The organism is Photorhabdus aballayi, from assembly GCF_026153155.1.
Taxonomy (GTDB): Bacteria; Pseudomonadota; Gammaproteobacteria; order Enterobacterales; family Enterobacteriaceae; genus Photorhabdus; species Photorhabdus luminescens.
This window is the reverse complement of record NZ_JAPFCD010000095.1, coordinates 1-8,642: the sequence shown is the minus strand read 5'-3', so window position 1 is coordinate 8,642 and position 8,642 is coordinate 1. Positions and strand designations below refer to the sequence as shown.

General features: G+C 48.9%; 7 protein-coding genes. 2 read left to right on the top strand and 5 right to left on the bottom strand.

Going from position 1 to position 8,642, the window contains the following annotated elements; genetic code table 11:
• The first annotated feature begins 44 nt into the window (after positions 1 to 44).
• The gene (locus tag OO184_RS24030; protein ID WP_265381331.1) at positions 45 to 1,037 is read left to right on the top strand and encodes an IS110 family RNA-guided transposase; all 993 of its coding nucleotides are present in this window, start codon (positions 45 to 47) and stop codon (positions 1,035 to 1,037) included.
• 222 nt (positions 1,038 to 1,259) lie between these two features.
• Here the strand turns inward: OO184_RS24030 and OO184_RS24025 are convergent, their stop codons facing one another.
• From OO184_RS24025 to OO184_RS24015, 3 genes are all read right to left on the bottom strand, one after another.
• The gene (locus OO184_RS24025; protein ID WP_265381330.1) at positions 1,260 to 1,439 is read right to left on the bottom strand and encodes a hypothetical protein; all 180 of its coding nucleotides are present in this window, start codon (positions 1,437 to 1,439) and stop codon (positions 1,260 to 1,262) included.
• A 509-nt stretch (positions 1,440 to 1,948) separates the two neighbouring features.
• Positions 1,949 to 2,299: a hypothetical protein gene (locus tag OO184_RS24020; RefSeq protein ID WP_049584804.1), complete on the bottom strand. Its 351-nt coding sequence runs from the start codon at positions 2,297 to 2,299 to the stop codon at positions 1,949 to 1,951.
• Positions 2,299 to 3,243: a hypothetical protein gene (locus OO184_RS24015; RefSeq protein ID WP_265381329.1), complete on the bottom strand. Its 945-nt coding sequence runs from the start codon at positions 3,241 to 3,243 to the stop codon at positions 2,299 to 2,301. The genes OO184_RS24020 and OO184_RS24015 overlap by 1 nt, the downstream gene beginning before the upstream one ends.
• A gap of 134 nt (positions 3,244 to 3,377) precedes the next feature.
• Here OO184_RS24015 and OO184_RS25390 point away from each other — a divergent pair, with 134 nt between their 5' ends.
• The gene (locus OO184_RS25390) at positions 3,378 to 3,488 is read left to right on the top strand and encodes a SymE family type I addiction module toxin (protein WP_376712599.1); all 111 of its coding nucleotides are present in this window, start codon (positions 3,378 to 3,380) and stop codon (positions 3,486 to 3,488) included.
• Positions 3,489 to 3,557: 69 nt separating this feature from the next.
• Here OO184_RS25390 and OO184_RS24010 read toward each other — a convergent pair whose 3' ends face one another.
• Positions 3,558 to 3,830, bottom strand: coding sequence for a contact-dependent growth inhibition system immunity protein (locus OO184_RS24010; RefSeq protein ID WP_265381328.1), 273 nt, complete (start codon positions 3,828 to 3,830; stop codon positions 3,558 to 3,560).
• 15 nt (positions 3,831 to 3,845) lie between these two features.
• On the bottom strand, positions 3,846 to 8,642 hold a 4,797-nt coding region (locus OO184_RS24005; RefSeq protein ID WP_265381327.1), incomplete at its 5' end, for a hemagglutinin repeat-containing protein.

Here is an 8,642-nt window from a genome sequence, read left to right as displayed (position 1 = left end):
TGAGCAATACTCTTATCGAGTATTTTCTTTCTGGAGAGGCCATCATGCAAAACGTTACACTGATTGGTATCGATCTCGGCAAGCATTCCTTCCATATCCATTGTCAGGACAAATCCGGCAAGGCAATTCTGCGTAAAAAATTGACGCGTACCAAGCTAATGCAGTTTTTGGCAGAGTGCCCCTCTTCAACGGTTGTGATGGAGGCCTGTGCAGGCGCTCATTTTATGGCGCGACGGATTGGCGATTTTGGGCATGACGCCAAGCTCATTTCTCCGCAGTTTGTCAAAAGTAATAAAAATGATTTTGTCGATGCTGAGGCGATATGTGAGGCGGCATCACGGCCCTCAATGCGTATTGTCCAACCGAGAACAGAGACTCAGCAGGCGATGAGAGCGCTACATCGTGTCAGAGAATCACTCATCAGAGATAAGGTAAAAACCACTAATCAGATGCATGCCTTTTTGCTGGAGTTTGGTATCAGCCTGCCAAAAGGCGACGCGGTCATTAAGCGGTTATCTCTGGTGCTGGCGGAACACGAAATCCCCGATTACCTGAGCCGTTTGCTGATGAAATTACACGCCCACTATCTTTATCTTGTTGAGCAAATAACGGCGCTGGAATCAGAATTAAACCAGTCAATCAAAACAGATGATACAGCTCAACGCATGATGACAATACCGGGTGTTGGGCCAATTACTGCCAGCTTGCTCTCATCCCAGCTTGGTGACGGTAAACAATTTTCATGCAGCAGGGATTTTGCTGCCTCTACAGGGCTTGTGCCCCGACAATACAGCACGGGAGGCAAATCCACCCTGTTGGGTATCAGCAAGCGAGGCGACAAAAATTTGCGCAGGTTGCTGGTTCAGTGCGCCCGCGCGTTCATGATGCGGCTTGAGCATCAGCAGGGCAGATTGGCTGAGTGGGTTCGGGAACAACTTAGCAAGAAGCATTCGAATGTGGTTGCCTGTGCTTTGGCAAACAAGCTGGCACGAATAGCCTGGGCCATCACCACTCAGCAAAATGAATATCAGGTATAATAAATATCAATCTAATTCAACAGGTTAATTATTAAGCAGTTAAATACACGTTACCCATCTGGTTTTGCGAAGACTGATTATTGATGACATGAACGGCCTATCGGCCTGATGATAAACCTAAAGAGGAAAGTGGCTCTTTGAAGCCGAGTGCATTTTAAGGTTCATCAGGCGCAGAACTCATCGAGGCGCGGGTATCCTTACCTATAGTGACGCCGGATAGATTTAAGCAAGCCAAAAATTCATCAAAATTAGTGTTGCAAAAATGGGGGTGACCATAGATTTTTCCTCTAATTCGGCGCTATTCTTATTGCTGGTATCCAAATACTTCTGAATGACAGCACCACAGTCACCTCCTTTAGCCTTACACTCCGCCAGTTCTTTATCAAAAACTTCTGCTTTCATCTTCGTGCAAGTAGTTATTCTCCACAACAACTCACTCCAGTGCGAACTTCACCGACGAACGCCGCTTTTCCTAATGCCACCAGTCAGTTACAACCCGTTTTTTCCAATGTCCGTTCACCGCCGAACCCAAAACTCCCTGACGCGCTTTTCGCCTCCGAAGGCCGGTTTTTCCCGCCGTGCCCTTGTCAGGGGAGCCCCTTTTTCGGCAACGGGCGAACGTCGCCCAGCTTGTCTGGGCGGCGGGTGCCCGTTCTGCGGGCGCGGGCGGCACAGAGCCCGTAAGCGGTGCCCCTGCGACGCTCTGAACAACTGGCGGCTAAAAGGAAGATCCCAACTTTTGGGGTGCAGTTCATTTACCACCGGGCAGCCGGTGCAGGTCAGCATTGAACACGGACTGTTGATTATCCGGCTGGCTGACAGCTAGAAGGAAGATCTCTGTACAATGAACCGCACCTTAATCAGTTAGGTTCTGATTTTTAGGTGCAGTTCACATTGGCTGGGATCTTTTACTATCTAATTAATGTTCCCCATTTAACGGATATAAAAGGTTTTAACCTAATTTCAACCTCTGTTCTTGTGTCAGCAAAGATAATTTCAGAATGTATATACTCTCCGTTTATTTCATCCTTAATTTTAAAACTGTTAACACCTTCACTCAGATATCCCGCTATTCTGTTTCCATTTAGCTCTAATATTGTCTGTATCCATCCTTCTAATACATTGAAAGAAAAAACTAAGTGGATTCCAGTATCATCAGTAAACTCATATGCAAAATGTCTATCTGACTTATTAACCAATGTTGGTTCACTTTCAAAGAAGGAAAGTAAATCTAGTTCATCCGGATAGGATTCAATAAACATTATTTTTTCCCTTCTTTCGGTATGGTAGTGATAAAACGTCTAGTTCCATCAGGCATAATTTCAAATGAAGTTTCAAGTTTAGTAGCTTTGCCTGAGGGACCGAACAGCAAAGACTCTCTGACCTCATATTTACCAAATTTGTCAGTATATACCTGCACTATATTCCCCTTTGTCTTAGGCACTTTTGAGAGGTGTTCCATAAGATATTGAGCACCTTTATCGTCTGTTGGAATTCCTAAGCGCCTCATAGATTGTTCCATTTGAGTAGATCGATCGGTATTATGCTTACCACTAGTCACTCTCCCAAATAAGTAGTTAACTTTATTCGGATCAATAACCACATTGCTTTTTGCAGCTTGTTGATCAAGCATCGAAAATTGCTGCTTAGAATTCAGATCTACTGAGTTCTTACTATTTTGCCCAATCTTTTCCAGTGCCGTTTTCTCTGTATTAACAACTGCACTTGTGCTTCCTTTTGTCGTTGGCGATGATTTCGGTCCTTTACTGCCTTCAACAATAACAGGCAGCGTCATCGCCATCGCAGCGGCAGTCTCCTTACTCATGCCCATCGCTTCAAAGCGTTTTGTCCAGCCGAGTTCGCCTACCTTACCTGTGGCCGCCTGACCTAACGTATTCACTGCCGACAGGTAATTTCTGAACTCAACCGGCAATGTGCCATCCCGGTCCATATTTTTGAGGGTACGTTCAAACACCGGCCACTGATCAACCAGATAACCATACTTCTGCGCACACTGGTTCGGGTTGCTGTTACAGGAGTCCATCATTTCCTGCTGATTACGGATATTGGTCTTCACCATATCCTTGATCACCTGTTGACAACTTTCCCCTTCGCAGGTTCGGACTTGCTGCGCGAAGCGATCCAGATCATTCACGCTCAGATAGTTATTCTCAACAACAACGCATTCTATTGCGAAGTTGACCACTGAACGCCGATTTTCCCTGTATACTCAGTCAGTTATAACCGGATTTTTCCGGTGCTTCTTCGCCGCCCGACCCAAAACCCCAGACGCACTTTTCACCCCTGAACGCCAGTTTTTCCCGCCGGGCCATTGTCAGTGTGCACCTTAAAGGCAATTGGCTGCAAGAAGCGGGATTTGTGACTGGGCAGCCGGGGCGGGTCAGCATTGAGCACGGGCTGTTGATTATCCGGCTTGTTGAGAACAGCTAGTAACTGAAAAGGAAGAGTCCAGATTTTGGGCTGGACTCTTCCTAACTCTGGGGCCTTTTAGCGGATTAACTATAAAGCTTCATTCAATTTTTTAAACCATTGTAAGACAGTTAATCCCACTCCTGATGGACAATAATATCCATCATTTTCATAAATAAAATCTTCCGATAACTCCTCACCACTATTTAATACTTCTTCAAATTCCTTTTTTAAAAGCATAACCGTCTCTGGCTGCTCTTTTTCCACAAAAAGTTTCATTATCCCCTCAGGATTCGGAGCCTCACAAGACCAGTCCTGATGAAAATAGGCGCTTAATAAATAACAAATTTGTTCTGTTTTCATTCTTTCCTCCTAACTTTATTTAGGATAGGCAGTTTGAATTCGATAACCGTTAGGCATCAAAGGATCCTTATCAATAACAATAACTATACTGTTTGATTCATGAGATTTTGTGCTACCTCTTTGAATAACCCTTCCTACACTCACTGGCATATCATGCTTAATCACTATCCTATCCTTGGCACCGGGCACATTACTTGTTAACCAATTAGTTAATTTTTCTCTATTTGCTGCTATACCATTGCCTATTGCCCACTCTGCGGTTTTCATATCGGTGAATGTTGATGATGCAACTACTGTTGGATCATTCTTGAATCTGGCAAGTAATTGAGCATCAGATTTGCCAACATGCCTTTCTATCGCATGACCACCAAAATTCTCATGATATATTAATGTCCTACTCGTTTCTGCTTTGACAGTAGTACCTTGGGTCACCTCACCCTTTGCGTTAAATGTTGTCTTTCCGTCAAATTGACCTGCCTGAGATTCAACATTTGTGACCGTGCCCTGATTTTTCTGGCTGTACTTCCCTTCACCAGTACTCCATTGCAGCAGTGGGTTTCCCGTTTTATTGCCTGCCCCCGAATTTTTAGCCAGTGCCAAAAAGGTTTTCGCCGCCACATACTGCATCACCTTCGCTTCGCTGGTCGGTATGCCGCTGCTCACAATTTCAGCGGCTTTTTCTGGCGTCATCTGTTCATTGGACATCACTACATCCAACGGGACACCGAAGAAGTTCCCCCACGCCACAATCAGCCCTCTGGCTGGATCTTGACCTTCGGGATGGGTACCCCGAGCTTGCCTCGCCAGCTCTTCGGATAGCTGATCCGGTGTAGCACCCTCCTTGTACATCTTCATCGCCAGTGAGCTCTGTGCCCGACCGTACTCCGCCATTCCTTTCGGCAAGCTCAGCGCATTATTCTCCACCGCATTCTTCCCGGCCTGGGCCCCGGTCACGGCGCTACCGGTGGAGTCACCGGCAATGCCGCCAGCCAGACCCGCTGCCAGGGTAGAAAGAGTGCTGATGGTCTGTTTTTCTTCTTCACTTAAGTCACTGACTTTAACATTTTCGCCGTGAATGTGCTTCATCAGTTCTCGGGCAGCCAGTTCACCGCCCGCCGCGCCTGCCGCACCGGCCAGTGCGTTGTTACCGCTGACTTCGGCAGCCACTGCCCCCAGAATCGCATGGGCCAGGGTATTGCTCACGACATCGACTTCATGGGTTTTCGGGTCGGTGGTCAAATCTTTAATCACCCCGGCCAGGTAAGGGGAAGCGCCGCCCGCCAGCGCCTGACCAATATTTCCGCCCGCGAGTCCCTGAATGGCCGCGGTGGCGGCCTGTAAAGCGGTGTGGTATTTTCCACCGGTACCAAAGCCAGATTCATTCAATGCCTGATTATAGGCGGTCTTGTAAATCTGGTCTTTAATGAGTTCCGGGGTGATGTCGGTTTTACCTTTATCCTCCAGTGCCTTGATGGCCGCTTTTCTATCCGGGTCACTGATGTTCTCCAGTTTGGCGTGGGCGGCTTTGGTAGCGATAATGGCTCCTTCGGTGCTGGCGATGTCAATCACCTGCGCACTGATTTCGCCAATCAGTTGGGCCTGTTTCAGTCGTTGCTGCTCTTTCTCTTTGTCAAAGATAGGGCTGAGAGCATTGTTAGCATGGTCGGTATCCCGGCTCAGGGTGGTGATATCCTGTTGCTGGTTGTCTTTATCCCGGATAATTAGGGTGCCGTCACTGACTGCGGCATGGGTGGTGCTTTGAGCATGGCCTTCCCGGTTAGCGCCGCCCAGGGTATTGGCGGCCATGTTACTGAGGAACATGCCGCCTGCTGAGCCGCCGGTGCTGACACTCACGCTATGATGTTCAGTTTTAAAATCCGCTTTGTTTTTTATATCGCCAAAACCCAGAGTACCGGTATCGAGGGTGTTTTTGTCTTTGTCTGCGGTACTGGCAATCACTGCGCCGTCAAGCTGAGTATGTTCCCCCACTTTCACTTGATAGCCGCCTTGGCCGGCGAACAGTCCAGTCTGCTCCTGTACGGAGTCAAAGTTGCTGTGGATTTTGTCGCGGCTGGCGCTGAGGTTCAATGAACCACCTGAGCCGATAGTGGCACTGACGCCAACACTGACATTCTGTTGCTTCATATCATAGCGGTTGCTGTCCTGCTCGCTACTGAGCGTCAGGTGACGTTTTACGTCGGCAGTAATCTGTTCGCCGCTGACCTGAGCGCCCTTGAGCGTGGCATCCCGGCCGGCGTTGAGGGTGACAGTTTGCCCCGCATCCAGCGTAGTTTCGTTATGGCTGACGCCATTACCACTTTCACGGCCTTTGCCGTAGTTGGCGCTGGCAGAGAGGTTAATACCCGTGCCCCCCGGTCCGGCAGTGAAACCGACGCCCAGTGAGCCCCCGCGACTGCTGTTTTTGCCGGTGGTCTGTTCGGTGTTCTGGCTGGATGAGAGCTGGATATCCCGGCTGGCATTAAGTTGCAGGTCTTTGCCCGCCTGTAACTGGCCGCCCTGAATGCGGATATCGCCGTTCTGGTCTGGTGTCCCGGCAGCGGTGAGGGTGAGGTTATCCCCGGTCATCAGGCTGCTGCCCTGTTGAGTGGTCTGGTGCTGTTTCAGTTCTGACCGGGAGGACTGGCTGCCGTAGGAGAGGTTGACCCCTATCAGATTGTTATTGGCTTTGTCGTCACCGCCTTTAGCATCGGCCAGACGGGCAGCCTGAACAGCCTGTACCCCGCTAAGAGCGGCTTTGGTGCCCTGTAAGGCTTTCAGGCGACTGTCACTTTCATTGTTGGCGGCTTGAACCGTTTGAACTGCGGAATTCAGGGCCCCGCCTGCGGTGCCGGACAGGGCCACGGTCAGGCCGCTTTGTTTCTGTTCGGTTTTGGTGATGGCGGTGTGACTGTTTTCCGCACTGGTGATGTTAATGTTTTGACCGGAAAGCTGCATATCGCGGCCCGCTACCGCATCACTGCCGTGAATGTTGAGCTGTTGCCCGGCGTTGAGTGTTACACTGCCCTGGCTGCTGCCTACGGTGCTGCCTTTGCTGAGTTTGCTGTCGGTGTCGGTGGTGGATTTTTGTTTGGCTTTACCGATGGTGAAGCCGATCCCTCCGCCGCTGAATAACCCGCTCTTTTTCTTTTGAGTCATTGAGTAATGAGTTTGCTGTTCCGCACTAGACATTACATTGATATCATTTCCAGCAATGACGGCTACCTTCTGCTCCCCTGCAACAGCAGAGCCTAACATAGTAATATTATGATCGGTTACGACCTGAACGTTATTGCCGGACAGGATAGCTCCCTTTTCATGAGTGACAAAATCTTCACGCACTGTATGAGTAGTGGTTTTTGAAAACCTTTTTCTCTTGGTTTTAGTCTCTTCAAAGAAATGGTAATCGCTTTCAGTCACTGACTTAAGCGCAATATCGTGACCTGCTTGCACAGCTATATCATTTTGCGCCTGAACCTGCGTACCTTTTAATATCAGGTCATGTCCAGCCGTTAATACAGTATTCTTGCCACTAGTGATTTCCGTTACTTGCTGACGACGGTGCTCATCTATTACCTGTTTTTTATGGCCTTTGCTGGCTTCATAGTCTGCTTGTTCAGTGGCACTGAATGTCATATTACGGCCTGCTATTAGTTGAGCAGAGCTTTCGGCTGCCATCACTGTTGCTTGAGTGGAGATATCTCGTCCGGCGTTCAAAGATAGTTTATCGTTGCTAGAAATATGGCTGACTTCTTTGCTAGTTTGGCGTACTTCATATCCGTTATCCACTAAATGATATGATTTCTGAGCTGCATTTAGGTGGATATCTCGGTTTGCTACTAGTTGGACGGGACCTTTGGCTGTCATTGTAGACTGAGCGGTGATGTCCCGCCCGGCGTTTAGTGCCAGTTTATCGCCACTGGAGATATGACTAACTTTTCCGCTAATTTGGTGTGCTTTGTATCCGTTATCAGTCTGATGATGTAATGTTTGAGCGGCATTCAGGTGAATATCCTGTCCGGCCAACAGGGTAACGCTGTTTTGAGCTCCTAGCTGACTAGCGGTGAGTGAGATATCTTGGCCTGCTTGTACGTTTAAATTTCCTCCGCTATTTACCCGGCTACCTATTTCTGTTTGTTGCGTTAGATAGCGGGAGTTATATTTTCTTCCGTTACTATTTTCGGTGTGCTGTACTTTGAGGGTATCTAACGTTAAGTCACGACCTGCTACTATCTCAGTGTGACTGTCTTTACCCGCATTATCCACGTCACTGGCAGTGAGACGGATGTTGTTGAGGGCTTTCAGCGACAAGGTACCGTTGTCATTCTGGACATAAATCCCCGCTGGCCGATCCAGCCAGCGGTCAGCGCCTTCTCCGCGCAGGGTAGAGGCGCTGGTGATATCCCGATCTGCTTGTACAGAAACGCGGTCACGGCCCTGAATTTGTCCGCCGAGGTTGGTGATGTCTTGCCAGGCGGTTAAATCCACTTTACCGCTTTGGATAAAGCCGCTATTGGTCAGATTGTTCGCTGTCAGTTGGGTGACTTCGCGCCCGCGGATAGTGCCGCTGTTGGTGATATCTCTTCGGCTATTTATTGTCACGTTTTTACCGGAGAGCAGGGCACCGTCACCGGTCAGGTCGCCTTTATTCACACGAGCGTAGACCTGCGGCACGGCGACCACCTGCGTTGTGCCGTTCGGCAGGGTCACGGTGCGGTTGGTCAGCCAGATAATGTCCGAGGTGAGCAGCGCCATTTGCGATGGGCTTAAGGCGATGCCGGGGGTGAGTTGTTGCTGTTTGCTGAAAGCAACGCC

Bases quoted from the DNA above. Each gene is read 5' to 3' on its own strand.
- OO184_RS24030 (WP_265381331.1), top strand. From the start codon at position 45: ATGCAAAACGTTACACTGATTGGTATCGATCTCGGCAAGCATTCCTTC.
- OO184_RS24025 (WP_265381330.1), bottom strand. From the start codon at position 1,439: ATGAAAGCAGAAGTTTTTGATAAAGAACTGGCGGAGTGTAAGGCTAAA.
- OO184_RS24020 (WP_049584804.1), bottom strand. From the start codon at position 2,299: ATGTTTATTGAATCCTATCCGGATGAACTAGATTTACTTTCCTTCTTT.
- OO184_RS24010 (WP_265381328.1), bottom strand. From the start codon at position 3,830: ATGAAAACAGAACAAATTTGTTATTTATTAAGCGCCTATTTTCATCAG.